Origin of the sequence: Nitratireductor sp. CH_MIT9313-5, assembly GCF_037029545.1 — a bacterium.
Lineage (GTDB): Bacteria > Pseudomonadota > Alphaproteobacteria > Rhizobiales > Rhizobiaceae > Chelativorans.
On sequence record NZ_JAYMER010000017.1, the window covers coordinates 88,366 to 102,231 of the forward strand.

At 59.8% G+C, this 13,866-nt stretch carries 18 protein-coding genes; 15 read left to right on the forward strand and 3 right to left on the reverse strand.

Annotated features, from left to right (window positions below):
- Position 1: 1 nt before the first annotated feature.
- The 13 genes from WA367_RS14445 (at position 2) to WA367_RS14505 (ending at position 8,915) form a co-directional block, all read left to right on the forward strand.
- Positions 2-1,048, forward strand: a complete 1,047-nt coding sequence (locus WA367_RS14445; RefSeq protein WP_336057481.1) for a flagellar hook-associated family protein — start codon at positions 2-4, stop codon at positions 1,046-1,048.
- A 23-nt stretch (positions 1,049-1,071) separates the two neighbouring features.
- Complete coding sequence (flaF, locus tag WA367_RS14450) at positions 1,072-1,419, forward strand: flagellar biosynthesis regulator FlaF (protein ID WP_336057482.1); 348 nt, start codon at positions 1,072-1,074, stop codon at positions 1,417-1,419.
- Positions 1,416-1,853 (forward strand): flagellar biosynthesis repressor FlbT, encoded by a 438-nt coding sequence (gene flbT, locus WA367_RS14455; protein ID WP_336057483.1) that lies wholly within the window; start codon positions 1,416-1,418, stop codon positions 1,851-1,853. The genes flaF and flbT overlap by 4 nt, the downstream gene beginning before the upstream one ends.
- A gap of 4 nt (positions 1,854-1,857) precedes the next feature.
- Entirely contained in the window at positions 1,858-2,247 is a 390-nt protein-coding gene (gene flgD, locus WA367_RS14460) for a flagellar hook assembly protein FlgD (RefSeq protein WP_336057484.1), read from the forward strand.
- A 9-nt stretch (positions 2,248-2,256) separates the two neighbouring features.
- Positions 2,257-2,523 (forward strand): flagellar biosynthesis protein FliQ, encoded by a 267-nt coding sequence (fliQ, locus tag WA367_RS14465; protein ID WP_336057485.1) that lies wholly within the window; start codon positions 2,257-2,259, stop codon positions 2,521-2,523.
- A 113-nt stretch (positions 2,524-2,636) separates the two neighbouring features.
- Positions 2,637-4,727 (forward strand): flagellar biosynthesis protein FlhA, encoded by a 2,091-nt coding sequence (gene flhA, locus WA367_RS14470; protein ID WP_336057486.1) that lies wholly within the window; start codon positions 2,637-2,639, stop codon positions 4,725-4,727.
- A gap of 246 nt (positions 4,728-4,973) precedes the next feature.
- Complete coding sequence (gene fliR / locus WA367_RS14475) at positions 4,974-5,735, forward strand: flagellar biosynthetic protein FliR (RefSeq protein ID WP_336057487.1); 762 nt, start codon at positions 4,974-4,976, stop codon at positions 5,733-5,735.
- Positions 5,735-6,127 (forward strand): hypothetical protein, encoded by a 393-nt coding sequence (locus WA367_RS14480; protein WP_336057488.1) that lies wholly within the window; start codon positions 5,735-5,737, stop codon positions 6,125-6,127. The genes fliR and WA367_RS14480 overlap by 1 nt, the downstream gene beginning before the upstream one ends.
- 71 nt (positions 6,128-6,198) lie before the next feature.
- On the forward strand, positions 6,199-6,783 hold the full coding sequence (locus WA367_RS14485) for a rod-binding protein (RefSeq protein WP_336057489.1): 585 nt from the start codon (positions 6,199-6,201) through the stop codon (positions 6,781-6,783).
- A gap of 44 nt (positions 6,784-6,827) precedes the next feature.
- Positions 6,828-7,232, forward strand: coding sequence for a hypothetical protein (locus tag WA367_RS14490; RefSeq protein ID WP_336057490.1), 405 nt, complete (start codon positions 6,828-6,830; stop codon positions 7,230-7,232).
- Entirely contained in the window at positions 7,229-7,714 is a 486-nt protein-coding gene (locus tag WA367_RS14495; RefSeq protein ID WP_336057491.1) for a hypothetical protein, read from the forward strand. Before WA367_RS14490 ends, WA367_RS14495 begins: the two co-directional genes overlap by 4 nt.
- Before the next feature lie 241 nt (positions 7,715-7,955).
- Positions 7,956-8,519 (forward strand): MarR family winged helix-turn-helix transcriptional regulator, encoded by a 564-nt coding sequence (locus tag WA367_RS14500; RefSeq protein ID WP_336057492.1) that lies wholly within the window; start codon positions 7,956-7,958, stop codon positions 8,517-8,519.
- Positions 8,520-8,633: 114 nt separating this feature from the next.
- A complete protein-coding gene (locus WA367_RS14505; protein ID WP_336057493.1) occupies positions 8,634-8,915 on the forward strand; it encodes an SCP2 sterol-binding domain-containing protein in 282 nt (93 codons plus the stop codon).
- A gap of 62 nt (positions 8,916-8,977) precedes the next feature.
- Here WA367_RS14505 and WA367_RS14510 read toward each other — a convergent pair whose 3' ends face one another.
- Positions 8,978-9,874, reverse strand: a complete 897-nt coding sequence (locus WA367_RS14510) for a LysR substrate-binding domain-containing protein (protein ID WP_336057494.1) — start codon at positions 9,872-9,874, stop codon at positions 8,978-8,980.
- A 117-nt stretch (positions 9,875-9,991) separates the two neighbouring features.
- On the opposite strand from WA367_RS14510, the gene WA367_RS14515 reads away from it, so the two are divergent.
- The gene (locus WA367_RS14515; protein WP_336057495.1) at positions 9,992-10,663 is read left to right on the forward strand and encodes an FMN-dependent NADH-azoreductase; all 672 of its coding nucleotides are present in this window, start codon (positions 9,992-9,994) and stop codon (positions 10,661-10,663) included.
- A gap of 39 nt (positions 10,664-10,702) precedes the next feature.
- Here WA367_RS14515 and WA367_RS14520 read toward each other — a convergent pair whose 3' ends face one another.
- Together WA367_RS14520 and odc2 are read right to left on the reverse strand one after the other, a co-directional pair.
- Positions 10,703-11,281 carry a GNAT family N-acetyltransferase gene (locus tag WA367_RS14520; protein ID WP_336057496.1) on the reverse strand — a complete coding sequence of 193 codons (579 nt, stop codon included), beginning with the start codon at positions 11,279-11,281 and terminating at the stop codon, positions 10,703-10,705.
- Between the two features lie 71 nt (positions 11,282-11,352).
- Positions 11,353-12,486 carry an ornithine/lysine decarboxylase gene (gene odc2, locus WA367_RS14525; RefSeq protein WP_036478780.1) on the reverse strand — a complete coding sequence of 378 codons (1,134 nt, stop codon included), beginning with the start codon at positions 12,484-12,486 and terminating at the stop codon, positions 11,353-11,355.
- A gap of 610 nt (positions 12,487-13,096) precedes the next feature.
- Between odc2 and map the strand changes: the two genes are divergently transcribed.
- Positions 13,097-13,852, forward strand: a complete 756-nt coding sequence (gene map / locus WA367_RS14530; protein ID WP_336057497.1) for a type I methionyl aminopeptidase — start codon at positions 13,097-13,099, stop codon at positions 13,850-13,852.
- Positions 13,853-13,866 lie beyond the last annotated feature (14 nt).

The following is a 13,866-nucleotide window of genomic DNA, read 5'->3' on the forward strand; positions in this document are numbered from 1 at the left end:
GATGAAGACCTCCTTCATTTCATCCAACGCCATAGCCCAGACCATGCGCAACCACATGATGCGCATGCAGGTGGAACTGGTGCAGCGCCAGCAGGAAGTTACAACGCAGCGCCTGGCCGATCCCGGCAAGACGCTTGGCGCGCGCGCCGGTTTTTCCTTTTCCATGGCGCGGGATATCGAGCGGCTGGAAAACCTACTGGATTCCAACGGTCTTGCGGCCAACCGCCTCAGCGCGACACAGAACGCGCTCGAGCAGTTCTCGAATGTGTCGCAGGACCTGCTTTCCACGCTGACCGCCGCGGTCTCGGGTGTCAGTGATACCAGCATCGTTCGGGCGGCCGCTACGCGCTCGCTCGAATCCGTGACGAGTATCCTCAACACCAATATGAACGGCGAATATCTGTTCGCCGGAATAAACACCGACGTGAAGCCGGTGAACGAATTCACCGCACCGGGCTCGCCCAACCAGGCGCAGTTCGACAATTACTTCCAAACCCATTTCGGCTTCACGCAAACCGATCCCGCGGCTGCCAACATCACGGCTGCCCAGATGAATGACTTCATCGACAACACCTTGATCCCAGGCTTCATGGGCACGGATTGGCAGGCAGCCTGGTCGAATGCATCCGATGAGACGATCACCAGCCGTATCACGCTGAATGAGACGGCTCAGACCTCCACGACCGCCAACAGCATCGGCATGCGCAAGGTGGCGCTTGCCACGGCCATGACCTCGGATCTCCTGAAAATACCGCTCTCGGAAGAAACGCAGAAAGCGCTCTACACCAAGGCCACCTCTCTCGTGGGTGAGGCCGTCGCCGATGTGGCGCGCATCCAGTCGGAAGTCGGCGTTTCGGAAATCCGCGTGAAGGACGCCACCGATCGCGTGGAAGCGCAGATCGACCTCTCGAAGTTGTTCGTCAATGAAATGGAAGGCGTGGACCCATACGAAGCTTCAACCAAGCTCAATGAGCTTCTGACACAGATAGAGACGTCTTACGCTCTGACCGCCCGAATTCAGCAGCTCAGCCTGCTTCGCCACCTCTGATTAAACGAGAAGACAGCCGGCCCATGTATCAGTTTTCCTACAGCGAGGTTCAAACGGACTCCATCGCCGACGCCAAGGATCGCGAGCAGCAGCTTCTGTCCCGATCCATCGATCTTCTGATCGAGGCGCGCGATGCCGGTCCGCAGTCGCGAGAGGCCATTGAGGCGGTTCTTTTTATGAACCGCGTCTGGACCGCGCTGATCGAAGATCTCGGAGACCCGGAAAACGAGCTTTCCCAGGAGCTGCGCGCCAATCTCATCTCCATCGGGCTTTGGCTTCTGCGCGAGGCAGAGGAAATCCGTCAGGGCCGCTCCAGCAATTTTGACGGCCTCATCGAGGTATCGCAGATCATCAGGGACGGCTTGAGATGAAGAACACGCTGAAAATCTCGCTCAAGGCCGGCGAGAAGATCTATGTGAACGGCGCTGTCATAAAGGTCGACCGCAAATGCCAGCTGGAATTCCTGAACGACGTACAGTTCCTTCTTCAGAACCATGTGCTGCAGCCTGAAGAGGCGGTCACCCCGCTGCGCCAGCTTTATTTCGTGGTGCAGGTCATGCTGATGAACCCGGAATCCCGGGAGCAGACCATGGGCCTTTATCGCACCACCATGAACAACCTGCTCAGCGCCTTCCGCAACGAGCAGATTCTGGCAGGCCTGAAGCATGTGGATGAAATGGTTGTCGAAGCGCAGGTCTATGATGCGCTGAAGGCCATCCGCCAGCTCTATCCGCTCGAGGAAGAGATCGTGGGCAAGCCGTCCACCTCACCCGTCACCGAATTCAAGAAGGCCGTGGGAGCCTGATATCATGATCGTGAATAGCGCCACAGCCGCCACGACCAATCCGACCGCAGCCTCCTCGGGCACGGCGGTGGACTACCAGTCATTCCTGAAGCTGCTGGTCGCGGAAATGAAGAACCAGGACCCGACAAGCCCGATGGAATCCACCGACTATGTCGCCCAGCTCGCCACCTTTTCGCAGGTCGAGCAGTCGGTGCAGATGAATGCGAAGCTAGACCAGCTTCTCGCTGCTTCCTCTCTCGCACAGGCCGGTTCTCTGGTCGGTCGTGAGCTGACCTCCGCCGACGGAACCGTTACCGGCACTGTGAAAGAAGTGAAGCTGTTCTCAGACGGTATCGTTGCAGTTCTCGGGTCGGGCAAGGAAATTGTCGTGGGGCCAGGCGTCTCGGTACGCTAAACTATACCCATGAATGAAGCCGACGCCCTTGATCTCGTTCAGTTCGCCATCTGGACCGTCCTCATCGCCTCCGGCCCTGCCGTCTTCGTGGCGATGGTCGTGGGCGTGGGCATCGCATTGGTGCAGGCCCTGACGCAGGTGCAGGAAATCACGCTCACTTTCGTGCCCAAGATCGTCGCCATCCTGCTGACGGTCGCGCTTTCCGGTCCATTCGTCGGCTCGCAGATTTCATCCTTCACCACCGTGATCTTCCAGCGCGTGCAGGACGGGTTCTAGGGCGGCCTTCGCCAAATATCTGACGCAGCCCCCTCCGCGCGCCGCGCCTCTCCCCCCTCCCCACCTTCGCACAAGTTTCACGCCCTATTCTCCGCACCGATACGGAGGCATGAATGGCGCTGAGTGAAACGACACCGGTTGGATTGGTCCCACGCAAGCATGGCCGCGACATCGGCTTTGCCCTGGGTATCGTGGCGATTCTTGCGATTCTGTTCCTGCCGATCCCGGCATTCCTGATTGATATCGGCCTGGCCTTCTCTATCGCCTTTTCGGTTCTGATCCTGATGGTGGCGCTGTGGATCCAGAGGCCGCTCGACTTCTCGTCATTCCCGACGATTCTGCTGGTCGCGACCATGATGCGGCTTTCGCTGAATATCGCGACCACGCGCGTCATTCTCTCCGAGGGTCACGAAGGCACGAATGCCGCGGGCTATGTGATCGGCGGCTTTGCCAAGATGGTGATGAGCGGCGATTTCGTCATCGGGCTCATCGTCTTCATGATCCTTGTCGTGGTGAATTTCGTCGTTATCACCAAAGGCTCGACCCGTATCGCGGAAGTCGGCGCACGCTTTACGCTGGATGCCATTCCCGGCAAGCAGATGTCGATTGATGCCGATCTGTCCGCGGGTACCATCGACGACAAGGAAGCCCAGCGTCGCCGCCGCGAGCTGGAAGAGGAAAGCTCCTTCTTCGGCTCCATGGATGGTGCCTCGAAATTCGTTCGTGGCGACGCCATCGCCGGTCTCATCATCACCGCGATCAACATCGTCGGTGGCATTGCCATCGGTGCAACCCGCCACGGCATGAGCATCGGCGAAGCTGCTGACGTTTTCACCAAGCTGTCGGTGGGTGACGGTCTCGTCTCGCAAATCCCGGCCCTGATCGTCTCGCTGGCAGCTGGCCTTCTTGTCTCCAAGGGCGGCACGCGCGGTTCGGCAGATCAGGCCGTCTTCGGTCAGCTGGGTGCTTATCCGCGCGCCCTTTTCGTGGCAGCCATGCTGCTGATGGTGCTTGCGCTGACGCCGGGTCTGCCAGCCCTGCCCTTCATGGCTCTGGCTATCGTCATGGCAAGCCTTGGCTATGCACTTCCACGCCGCGCAGCACGTGAGCAGGCTGAATTGGAAGCTGAGGAAAAGGCCAAGCAGCAGTCGAAGGTGGAGGAAGAACAGGATTCGGTGAAGGCATCGCTGCGCACGGCAGAGATCGAACTCCTTATCGGCAAGCAGCTTTCCACGCGCCTGTTGTCTTCGCATCAGGAACTGGCCTTCCGCATGAACAAGATGCGCAAGAAATTCGCATCTCAATATGGTTTCGTCGTGCCGGAAGTGCGGCTTGCGGACGACTTTTCGATCCAGCCGAAAAACTACCAGATCAAGATCCACGGCACCGTCGTGGCCGAGCATCAGTTGCGCGTCGGAGAACTCATGGTGCTTCTGGGCGCCAAGCCGATGCCGGACCTGCCCGGCGACGAGGTGAAGGAACCCGCCTTCGGCATGCGCGCCTTTTCGGTGCCGGAAATGTTTGCCGAAGACCTGAAGCGCCTGCAACTGCCGCACGCCGACAACATGTCCGTGCTTCTCACGCATCTGTCTGAAGTCATCCGCAACAACCTGCCGCAGCTTCTTTCATACAAGGACATGAAGGCGCTGATCGAGCGGCTTGACCCGGAATACCGCAAGCTGACGGAAGAGATCTGCACGTCGCACATTACTTATCCGGGTCTGCAGGCCGTTCTGAAGCTGCTTCTGGCGGAGCGCATCTCGATCCGCAACCTGCATCTGATCATTGAGGCCATCGCAGAAATCGCACCCCACATCCGTCGTACGGAGCAGATCGTGGAACATGTGCGCATTCGCATGGCGCAGCAGATTTGCGGCGATTTGAGCGAAGGCGGTGTCTTGAAGGTGCTGCGTCTTGGCAACCGCTGGGACCTCGCTTTCCACCAGAGCCTCAAACGCGATGCCAAGGGCGAGGTGCGCGAATTCGATATCGACCCGCGCCAGCTGGAAGAATTCGGCAAGGAAGCAGGCAAGGCCATCCAGGCACAGCTTGATGCTGGCGAGCGCTTCGTCCTCGTCACCGCGCCTGAGGCTCGCCCCTATGTTCGCATGATCGTCGAGCGGCTCTACCCGACCCTGCCTGTGCTCTCTCACGTGGAAATCGCCAAGGGCGTGGAGCTCCGCGTGCTCGGCGCGATCTCTTGAGAGTGATGGGGTGAGTGTTCGTGCCACCCATCGTCGTCGCAGATGGAAGCGTTCCTTCGCGCCCCCCTCTGCCCTTCCGGGCATCTCCCCCACGAGGGGGGAGATCACGCGCGACAATAGCGGTGCGCAGATTTTCTGGGCAAGCGGAAGCATCTATGAGGGCCAATCTCCCTCCTTGTGGGGGAGATGTCCGGCAGGACAGAGGGGGGTAGGCACGCGCATGCAGTGGCCCACCGCAATCATCCCATGCTAAGCGCCGTCGTTCTCAACACCGCGATCCTGACCGCCTTCCTTGCATTCTGTCGCATCGGGGCCTGCTTCCTGTTCCTGCCCGGCCTTGGCTCCGCGCGTGTGCCGATGCAGGTGCGCCTGTTCGTTGCCGTGGGCGCGAGCCTGGCGCTCACGCTCCCGCTTTGGGATGCAATCGCGCCCCATGTGGGATCGAGCCCCACGCGCCTTCTCTTCCTCATCGGTTCGGAACTGTTGATCGGCGCGCTGATTGGCCTCGTTGCCCGCTTCTACCTCTTGTCGGTGCAGTTCATCGCCGCGGCAATTGCCATGATGTCAGGCTTCGGCATGGCGGCCGGCGGCGTGGCGATCGAGGAGAACGAACCGCAACCCGCACTCTCCGCCCTGATTTCCTTCTCCGCTCTGCTTCTGCTCTTCGTGCTGGACTTTCATCACGCAGTGGTCCAGGCGCTCGCGGCCTCCTATCGCGTCGCGCCCGTGGACGCGCTCTTCAACGCGCAGACAGCACTGATCGATCTGACGGATACGCTGGCCGAATCCTTCTTCATCATGCTGCGGCTTGGCAGCCCCTATCTCGCCTATGCGATCTTGGTGAATCTGGCTATCGGCCTCCTGAACAAGCTGACGCCGCAGATCCCGATCTACTTCATCTCCCTCCCCTTCGTGATCACCGGCGGGCTGATCCTCACCTATTTCGGCATTACGACCTTCCTCTCACTCATGGCCGACGGCTTTCTGCCAACCACATTGGGACGCTGATGGACAAGCGACGCGAAAAGCGCCTGGCGCGACTGGTCGATCTGCAGGGAAAGCTGAAGCGCCTGCACGAAACCCGACAGGCCGCGCATTTGCGCGCTGCCGATGCGGCGACCAGCGAGGCTGCTGAAATCGCGAAACATTTCGAAGCTGAGGATGGACTGTCCAACCTCTTCCCCGAGCTCTACCACCGCCGGATTGGCGCGGCGCTTGACAGGGCCGGCAAGGCCAAGGCAGCGGCACAGGTGGAAGCTGGCCATGTGGTGACGGCAAAGACGCGCGCACAGACGGCCGAGAAGAACCGGCGCGTTATCGCAGCCCAACTGGATCGTGATGATGAAGAAAAAGCGCTGCTCGAACTGCTTCAGACGCTCGAAACCGGGAAAGCCGGCTAGAGATGCTTCGCAAGCCTGCCACAAGCTTTCCCTGCCATAGTGTTTATCAGCAACAACAGGATTGAATATCCGTGGCCATTAAACCACCCGGCGACATTCTGATGGAAGTGGCAAAGGCTGCCGATCCGGCCAAGCTTCAAGCCGCGCGCGAAAAGCTGCAGGCGCAGTCGTCGCAGCGCACGGCACGCAGCAGCCAGGCAAGCGCTTCCGCCTTGAGCTTTGCCGCCGATTTCCGCGCCAATTCGATGTCCGCCAAGCCGGACACTTCAACAGACAAGGTTGCAACACGGCCGCCGGAGCATTTCGTCAAATTCGAGGCAATGGTCCTGCAGAACTTCCTGAAGGCCATGATGCCAGAGGATACGCAGAGCGTTTATGGCGAAGGACTGGCCGGAGAGATGTGGCAGGGACTGCTTGCCCAACAGGTGGCCGAATCCATAGCGACCCGTGGCGGCATCGGCATCGCCGAGCGCGTTCTCTCCGCCCATTACATGGATGGAGAGAAAAAAGTGGCCGTGGCTGGAATATCCGGCAAGTCGGAAGATGCTCGCCTGCAGGAAGATCTTTCCGAAGCACTGGTTGAAGAGATTGAACGCCAGGCTGCGAAAGCGCTGGATATGGACATGGCGGCGAAGGCCAACAGCGCCAAGCCCTGAGACTTTGAGAATTGGAACCCGCAATGAATCAGGACAGATTTCCAATGAACGCTGGCAACGCATCCGCACCGGTCGACACCTCTACCGGACCGGAAGCCGGTTTGCTCAATCTCGTCGCCCGCATTGAAAGCTTCATTGATGAAGAGACGGCGGCCATCAAGGGCAATCCGCAATATGACCTAAAGACGTCGAACACCCGCAAGAGCCGCTATCTCTACGAGCTTGGAAAAGCCTTCCGCGCGCTCGGCAGCAGCGAGCCGTCTCAGGCGGTTGTGGATGCGGTGACGCATATGCGGGAGCGCCTGACCATCAACGCCCGCGCCATCGAGATGCATCTGGGTGCTGTCGGCGAGATCGCCGAACTGGTTCAGGATGCTATCGAGCGGGCGCAGGCAGACGGCACTTACTCAGCGCGTGAATTCGCCAGCGCGGCACCGGCAGGCGCATGATCAAGTTTGCTTTTGCCGCATTGTGGATCTGTGCCGCTTCGCTGGGAGCCGTCTTCTACGGCTTCAAGACGGCGCAGGCTGAAAAGGTGGCCGAGCCCCCGCCCGCATTTTTCGGCGGTCTGGACTACGTCAATACGGGTGTGATTTCGGTGCCGGTCATCAAGGAAGGGCAGGTATCGGGCTATTTCCTGGCGCGCCTCGTCTACACGGTTGAACCGGAAAAGCTGAAGAAGCTCTCGGTCCCGCCGGAGGTGCTGTTCGTCGACCAGCTACACGCCCACCTCTACTCCAACCCACAGATCGATTATTCCCAGCATAAGGAACTCGATCTGGATGCCATGCGCGCAGGCATCCGCGACAGCATCAATAAACGCGTTGGCGACAAGCTGGTGCATGATGTGCTGGTGGAGCAGATCGACTATCTGGGCAAGAACGAGATCCGCGACAACGCGATGCGCCGCCGCATCGGCCCCGACGAGTAGCGGTTTCGGCCCGGCCTTCTGCCGGGCCCTTCACGTTTCTGCCTCCCTCAAAGCAGCATCATTGCCAAGGACCATATGTCGCGCTGCAGATTATTGCGGCGCGCGCCCAATCGCACATAATGATTATGACTCGGTCAGCGGATTGTTTTGAGCGCTAACGAGCCTGGTGGCCTGCCACCGATTTTTTGCCCAATGCCGGGTTATCCGGTGCCTTTTTATGACGCATGATTTTGGAGCTTCCATGATTGAACCTTCCGCACGGGAAAAGAGTGCTTGCTGTAACACTGGCGCAAGCACCATCGCCAATCAGGGCCAGACAGGTCAGTCCGGCCTGCCCTGCATGACCTCGATCCTCGACCACAAGCTGCGCCGCGCCCAGCTTCTCGTCTTCCAGGACTTTATCGAGACCTTCTCCACCAGCCGCTTGCGACCGGCAGAGTTTTCCGTCCTTGCAATGATCGCCAACCATCCGGGCCAGAAGCAGACCACCATCGCCGAGGAACTGGGCATCAAGCGTGCGAATTTCGTTGCCCTGATGGACAGTCTCGAGACCCGTGGCTTCGCCGAACGCCGGAAGGGCGAGAATGATCGCCGTTCGCATTCGCTCTATCTGACGGAAGCCGGTGAGGAATTCGTCTCCCACATGTGCAAGCTGTGGAACGAGCACGAGGAGCGCATGGTGGAAAGGCTCGGCGGTGAGGAAAACCGCGACCAGCTCGTCATGCTGCTCGACCGTCTACTTGTTGGCAATAGCGCCGCGCATGGAGTGGACCAAGCCTCTGGTGCCAATCGCAATTCCCATTGACGTGTACGTAAAAGTCCTGTTAGTTCCGAAACGCTCGATGCTGGCATAGGCTGGCTGCTTGGGCACGGGCGAGCCCGCCCGTCAGGAACGCAAATCGGATTTGGGAGTGGCCCGATGGGAATGGATGAAATCGCCGGCAAGATCGGTCAGCGCGTGGAAGGCTCGAGCTTCGACAAGTCGGTCAAGTTCGATTGCGGCAGTGAAGGCGTCATCGTCATCGACGGCAGCAAGGTCAGCCAGGAAGACCAGCCGGCAGACTGCACGATCAGCCTCGCCAAGGATGATCTGGAAAGCCTCGTCTCCGGCGACCTCGACCCGACCGCCGCCTTCATGCAGGGCAAGCTCAAGGTCGATGGCGACATGAGCGTGGCAATGCAGCTGAGCCAGGTTCTCTAGGTCGCAAGGCAGACACCAAGTTCAAGAAGCCCTCGTATCACCCAATGCGGGGGCTTTTTCTATCAATCTACGATATGCGACTGCCGCATCCACTCGATAAGCCGGTTGATCTCGGCCTGGCGTGGATGGCTGGAAAGATGCACCGCCCAACAAGAGGGACCGGGCAATTCTATTGCGGCAAGCTGCACCAGCTGACCGCTTGCGAGAAGGTCGCTGACCAGCACTTGGGAAGCCAGCACGGCCCCCTGCCCCGCAACGGCAGCATCGATTGCCAACACCTCTTCAGAAAACTCCTGCGCCACCGCAATCTGGGTGCGTGCCTTGATCGCGAAGGAGAACCATTTCTGCCAGTCGGGTGCGTCCAGCGTCTGGTTCTTCCACCTGTAGTGGATCAGGGGCAGTTTCGCGATGTCATGCACAGCCAGCTCTTCTACACCGGCGGGACACAGCATTGGTGCGGCAACCGGGATGAAGTGATCCTGAAACAGCCTCTGCCAGCGCCCTCCGCTTGATGGACTGGCGCAATAGCGGATCGCCAGATCGACCGTATCGCCATGAAGATTGGCAATGCGATCATCAGCCTCGACGGTGATACGAAGCCCCGTCTCATTTTGTAGCCGCTGCAGGCGCGGCATCAGCCAGCGACTGGCAAATGCCAGTGTGACGGAAACCACCAGCGGATCTGCATCACCGCTTTTCGACAACTCGGCAATCTTGGCTGCGATCTCGTCGAGCGCATCACGCAGCACCGGATAGAGTGCTGCACCATCAGCAGTGAGCCGGACCGGCCGCGGATAACGGTGAAAGAGCTGAACACCCAGCAGCGCCTCCAATTGCCTGACCTGATGGCTGATAGCGGTAGGTGTAAGAGCCAATTCCTCGGCAGCCTTGGAGAAATGCAAGTGACGCGCTGCAGCTTCGAACGCGCGCAGTGCATGCAAAGGCGGCAATCGACGCATGGTTCTGATCTCATGATGAATCTCATTCATCTTATGGCTGAGATATTCGCTTTGGCCAAGTGTCCTGCCGATGCGTAGCACAAGCCCAGATCCTCAAAGCCGCGAAAGGACCTGCGCATGACGACATTGCTGCACATCGATTCAAGCGCACAGCTTGAAGACCGATCCCTGACCCGCCAACTGACCAAGACCTTCATGGATGCCTATCTCGGCACCCATGCAAGCGCCCGCGTCATCCGTCGTGATGTCGGCCAGACACCACCGCCCGCCATCACCAGTGATTTCATTCACGCTGCCTTCACCCCAGCAGATCAGCGCGAGAACTGGATGCGAGAGCGACTGGCGCTGTCGGATGAACTCGTCGATGAGGTCGTGGCTTCGGACATCATCGTGCTGGGTGCACCGATGTACAATTACGGCATGCCGGCAGCACTCAAGGCCTGGGTGGACCATGTCGCCCGCATCGGCCGCACCTTCTCCTTCGACCTCGCGCGGGGAGACTTCCCCATCGAACCCATTCTGAGCGGGAAGACCCTCGTCGTTCTGTCAGCCCGCGGCGAGTTCGGCTTCGCGCCCGGCGGAATACGCGCTCACCTCAACGCACTCGACCCCGCCATTGCAGCCTGCGCCCATTATTGGGGCGTGGCGGCGAAAGATATCCATACGATCGCCATCGAGTACCAGGAATTCAAGGATGACCGCCACCGCCGTTCCGTCGAAGACTCACACCAGAAAGCACACGCGCTGGCTATAAAACTGGCCGCCTCCGTCGCCGCGGATGCTGCCTGAAACAATACGGCCCGGAGCATATTCGCTCCGGGCCGTGCCTCACCCCGCCTTTCGCAGATCAACGCGCCCCCGCGTCTTGTTTGATCTACGCCCCGAGGGTTTGAGGGTGCCTTTTGCACCCGCCAGTGCGCCCGGCACGAGTTCCAGCGCAAGAAAGCGTTCGCGCTCATATGGACCAGGCATGGAAAGACCCGTCGTCAATGCGGCGCTGAAACCGAAGCGATCGTAATAGGCTGCATCACCGACCAACAGAATGGCGGCATGGCCGAGGCGGCCAGCTTCCGCGATGGCATGGCGCATGAGAGCCGAACCGATGCCGCCGCTCTTGCAGGCGAGGTCGACAGCCAGCGGCCCCAGAAGCAACGCGGCGCGGCCGTCACCGGTTGTCACGTCCCAAAGACGCACGGTACCCACAAGCGCACCACTCTCGCTGCGCGCGACAAGCGCCAGGCCTTCAGCAGGCATGCGGCCGCGACGCAGCTTCTCCGATGATTTGCGACGACGGTTCGGACCCATCACGCGGTCGAGCAAAGCTTCACGTGCAGCGATATCCGCAGGCGATTCGGCATGAATGGAGATAGCGCCCGCCGGGACAGGCAGGAGAGCAGAATGGACCATGGCCCAATCCTCAAACAACAGATGATGGAGAATGGGCCGGGCTTCTCACCCGGCCTTCGTTTCGTCTCGCGTCAGATGACGTAGGCGCGCAGTGGCTCGAAACCGTTGAACGCCACAGACGCATAAGTCGTCGTATAGGCGCCCGTGCCCTCGATCAGAACCTCGTCGCCGATGGTCAGAGAGACCGGCAGCGGATAAGGCGTCTTCTCGTAGAGCACGTCGGCGGAATCGCAGGTCGGACCGGCCAGAACGCAAGGCTCGGTCTCCGCACCGTCGCGCGGCGTGGAGATGGGGTAGCGGATTGCCTCGTCCATCGTCTCGGCCAGACCGCCGAACTTGCCGATGTCGAGATAGACCCAACGCACATTATCATTGTCGGCCTTCTTGGAGATCAGAACGACTTCCGACTTGATGACGCCCGCATTGCCGACCATGCCCCGGCCCGGCTCGATGATGGTTTCTGGAATACGGTTGCCGAAATGCTTGCGCAGCGCGGAGAAGATCGCCTGGCCATAGGCCTGTGCAGCAGGCACGTCGCGGAGATAGCGGGTCGGGAAGCCACCGCCCATATTGACCATCTTCAGGACAATGCCTTCTTCGGCAAGACGCGCGAACACGGCCTGCGCATCGGCAAGAGCACGATCCCATGCATCGAGATCCGTCTGCTGCGAACCCACATGGAAGGACACGCCATAGGGGTCGAGGCCGAGTGTCTTTGCGTGGCGCAGCACATCAACCGCCATAGCCGGTACGCAGCCGAACTTGCGCGACAGCGGCCATTCGGCACCTGCACCATCGGTCAGCACACGGCAGAATACGCGGCTGCCCGGTGCAACGCGGGCGACCTTCTCGACCTCTTCGACGCAATCAACCGCAAACAGGCGAATGCCGAGTTCGAAGGCACGCGCAATGTCGCGCTCCTTCTTGATGGTGTTGCCATAGGAGATGCGGTCCGGCGTGGCACCGGCATTCAGCGCCATCTCGATTTCGGCAACGGAAGCAGTGTCGAAGCTGGAGCCGAGCGTGGCAAGCAACTTGAGGATTTCCGGCGCGGGATTGGCTTTCACCGCATAGTAGATGCTGCTGTCGGGCAGCGCCTTTTCGAAGGCCTGATAGTTTTCGCGAACAACGTCGAGATCGACCACGAGGCAGGGACCTTCGGGACGTCGGGTGGCGAGGAAGTCGAGGATGCGCTGCGTTGCCATATGTTTTCCCCTTTGGCACCCGGGCGGATTCTCCGCGCAACGGGCAGCCGAACTGAAGCTTGCAATCGTGCATGAGGGACAGCCGCCCGCCATGCGATGGACAAAGGCGCAACACGCGTGAACTCCACGAGCCGGAGGGTGGAATGCACCGGCCATGGTGCCATGACGCACCGCGTTGGATCACCGCTTGCGAGAAGCGAAAATCCGCTCTGTCTGCCTCAGCTTTGGATGGGAAAACCGTCCGCACTGCCGGCAATGAAGGTGTGCCTCTTCAGTAACCCCGGTTTATGGACAACCGGCAGACACCAGAAAGGCCCGCACCGTCGTTGCTTCAAGATGTCCTCGATTCAGCGGGTGGCCGTAGAATCGACTGGAGCGGTTAGGTCCAGGTACCGTACCGATTTCCTCGCCATTTCCGAGGTTCGGCGGACACCCACAGGCACGTGCGACTTTGGGCAAGCGCGCATATAGGCGCGTGCACTGTCACAATCAACGATAAAATTGCCCTTCCGCAAAATAATTTCCGGGGGCGCGGGTTCGACCCACCAAGGGCGACATTCGCGTAAGAAAGCTATAGGGTTCGCAGCACGAAAGCGGGGCTGGACGGCTGATGACGATCACCAATGAGGACGAACTTGCAGGCCTGAGGCACATCGGCAGGATCGTTGCCGATACGATGCAGGCCATGGCAAAGCGCATGGAACCAGGCATGACCACGCGCGAACTCGACACAATCGGCCGCAACCTTCTGGAACGAGAAGGTGCAGTGCCTGCACCCGAAGCTCTTTATGGCTTTCCAGGCGCCACCTGCATCAGCATCAATGACGAGATTGCCCATGGCGTTCCGGGCGACCGCGTCCTGCAGAAAGGCGACCTGATAAATATCGACGTCTCTGCCTCCAAAGATGGTTTCTACGCCGACACCGGTGCTTCTTTTCTGGTGCCGCCAATCACACCAGCTCTGGAGCGGCTCTGCCGCGACGGCAAGCGCGCCATGCGGATCGGCGTGTCTCAGGTGAGAAGCGGAAAACCGATTTCCGCAATCGGCGATGCCATTGGTCAATTTGCCAGGAAGAACCGCTACACGCTGGTTGAGAACCTCGCCAGCCATGGCGTTGGACGGGCATTGCACGAATATCCCGAGGAGATCGCGACCTGGTCCGGCAGCGGCGACAAGCGGCGCATCAGCAAGGGTCTCGTTCTGACTGTTGAACCTTTCCTGTCACGTGGCGCACGAATTGCCATGGAAGGCGACGACGGCTGGACACTCTACAGCACGCCTGATGCACCCACCGTGCAATATGAGCACACGGTTGTCGCGACAGATAACGGCCCCATCGTGCTCACTTTGCCCAGCGCTGCCTGATGATGAAGAAACTG

Excerpts from the sequence above, each read along its gene's own strand:
- WA367_RS14445 (WP_336057481.1), top strand. The coding sequence starts at position 2 with ATGAAGACCTCCTTCATTTCATCCAACGCCATAGCCCAGACCATGCGC.
- flaF (WP_336057482.1), top strand. The coding sequence starts at position 1,072 with ATGTATCAGTTTTCCTACAGCGAGGTTCAAACGGACTCCATCGCCGAC.
- flbT (WP_336057483.1), top strand. The coding sequence starts at position 1,416 with ATGAAGAACACGCTGAAAATCTCGCTCAAGGCCGGCGAGAAGATCTAT.
- flgD (WP_336057484.1), top strand. The coding sequence starts at position 1,858 with ATGATCGTGAATAGCGCCACAGCCGCCACGACCAATCCGACCGCAGCC.
- fliQ (WP_336057485.1), top strand. The coding sequence starts at position 2,257 with ATGAATGAAGCCGACGCCCTTGATCTCGTTCAGTTCGCCATCTGGACC.
- flhA (WP_336057486.1), top strand. The coding sequence starts at position 2,637 with ATGGCGCTGAGTGAAACGACACCGGTTGGATTGGTCCCACGCAAGCAT.
- fliR (WP_336057487.1), top strand. The coding sequence starts at position 4,974 with ATGCTAAGCGCCGTCGTTCTCAACACCGCGATCCTGACCGCCTTCCTT.
- WA367_RS14480 (WP_336057488.1), top strand. The coding sequence starts at position 5,735 with ATGGACAAGCGACGCGAAAAGCGCCTGGCGCGACTGGTCGATCTGCAG.
- WA367_RS14490 (WP_336057490.1), top strand. The coding sequence starts at position 6,828 with ATGAACGCTGGCAACGCATCCGCACCGGTCGACACCTCTACCGGACCG.
- WA367_RS14495 (WP_336057491.1), top strand. The coding sequence starts at position 7,229 with ATGATCAAGTTTGCTTTTGCCGCATTGTGGATCTGTGCCGCTTCGCTG.
- WA367_RS14500 (WP_336057492.1), top strand. The coding sequence starts at position 7,956 with ATGATTGAACCTTCCGCACGGGAAAAGAGTGCTTGCTGTAACACTGGC.
- WA367_RS14505 (WP_336057493.1), top strand. The coding sequence starts at position 8,634 with ATGGGAATGGATGAAATCGCCGGCAAGATCGGTCAGCGCGTGGAAGGC.
- WA367_RS14510 (WP_336057494.1), bottom strand. The coding sequence starts at position 9,874 with ATGCGTCGATTGCCGCCTTTGCATGCACTGCGCGCGTTCGAAGCTGCA.
- WA367_RS14515 (WP_336057495.1), top strand. The coding sequence starts at position 9,992 with ATGACGACATTGCTGCACATCGATTCAAGCGCACAGCTTGAAGACCGA.
- WA367_RS14520 (WP_336057496.1), bottom strand. The coding sequence starts at position 11,281 with ATGGTCCATTCTGCTCTCCTGCCTGTCCCGGCGGGCGCTATCTCCATT.
- odc2 (WP_036478780.1), bottom strand. The coding sequence starts at position 12,486 with ATGGCAACGCAGCGCATCCTCGACTTCCTCGCCACCCGACGTCCCGAA.
- map (WP_336057497.1), top strand. The coding sequence starts at position 13,097 with ATGACGATCACCAATGAGGACGAACTTGCAGGCCTGAGGCACATCGGC.